This is a genomic window from Novosphingobium gossypii (assembly GCF_050433305.1).
Classification (GTDB): domain Bacteria; phylum Pseudomonadota; class Alphaproteobacteria; order Sphingomonadales; family Sphingomonadaceae; genus Novosphingobium; species Novosphingobium gossypii.
In genome coordinates this window covers 1-1,243 of sequence record NZ_JBNPXM010000030.1, presented here as the reverse complement: position 1 = coordinate 1,243, position 1,243 = coordinate 1, and the positions used below count along the sequence as shown (strand labels likewise).

Here is a 1,243-nt window from a genome sequence, read left to right as displayed (position 1 = left end):
TGACCTGCCCCCCGAAAGGTCCCTCATTTTGATGTAGAGTCTGCCACTGTAAGGAGCAGACGCATGAGGAAGAGCCGTTTTACCGAGGCGCAGATTATCGGGATGATCAAGGAGCAGGAGGCAGGGCTGCCGACTGTGGAGGTTTGCCGCAAGCACGGGCTGAGCACGGCGACGTTTTACAAGATGAAGGCCAAATATGGTGGGCTCGAAGTGTCGGATGCTCGCCGCCTGCGCCAACTGGAGGACGAGAACGGCAAGTTGAAGCGCCTGCTGGCGGACAGCATGCTGGACAACGCCATCCTGAAGGATTTGTTGGGAAAAGCCTGACGACACCGGGCCAGCGGCGAGACGCAGTGCTGCGGGTGTTGCGCGATTACGAGATTTCGCAACGCCGGGCCTGCCGGCTGATTGGTGTCGATCCGAAGACGGTTCGGCGTGAACGCCCGCCGGACCATGTCGCGATCCGTGACGCTATGAAGGACGTCGCGGGCAAGCGCCGTCGCTTCGGTTACCGGCGGATCGGCATCATGCTTGAGCGCCAGGGGATGATCATGAACCACAAGAAGCTCTACCGGCTTTATCGGGAGGAAGGCTTGTCGGTGCGCCGACGCCGTGGCCGCAAACGGGCGCGGGGCAGCCGCACACCGATGCCTGTGCCGCTGGCGCCGGGGGCTCGCTGGTCGATGGACTTTGTGTCCGACACCTTCGGCGCCTCGCGCAAGTTCAGGATTTTGGCGATCAATGATGACTGTTGCCGCGAGAACCTGTGCCTGGTGGCGGATACCAGCATCTCTGGTGCCCGCGTAGCCCGGGAACTCGACACTTTGATCCGGCTCTATGGCAAACCGGCATGCATTGTCAGCGACAATGGCACCGAATTTACCAGTCGGGCGATCCTGGAATGGGCTGGCAAGAACCAGGTCGAATGGCACTATATCGACCCCGGAAAGCCCCAGCAGAATGGGTTCATCGAGTCCTTCAACGGCTCGCTGCGCGATGAGCTTCTCAACGAGGAACTGTTCGACAGCCTAGCCGATGCCCGCCGAAAACTGGCCATCTGGCGTTACGATTACAACAATGTCCGGCCCCATTCATCGTTGGGGAACCGGACGCCTGCACAAGCGCGTCGAGCCTTCGTGCAGGACGAGAGCATCATGCCCGACGCGCTTGTGCAGGCGTCCGGGCCATCGTATTTAACCGCTGGACTCTCGTTATGATCGAGGGACTGCCGGGGGGCAGGTCA

The 1,243-nt window shown here is 60.9% G+C and carries 1 protein-coding gene; it reads left to right on the top strand.

Annotated elements, in window-relative coordinates; translation table 11 throughout:
* Positions 1–63: 63 nt before the first annotated feature.
* A protein-coding gene (locus GGR40_RS22110; protein WP_429278421.1) for an IS3 family transposase occupies positions 64–1,217 on the top strand; the annotation gives its coding sequence in 2 pieces (ribosomal slippage) (positions 64–322 and positions 322–1,217; 1,155 coding nt in all).
* The last annotated feature ends 26 nt before the right edge of the window (positions 1,218–1,243 follow it).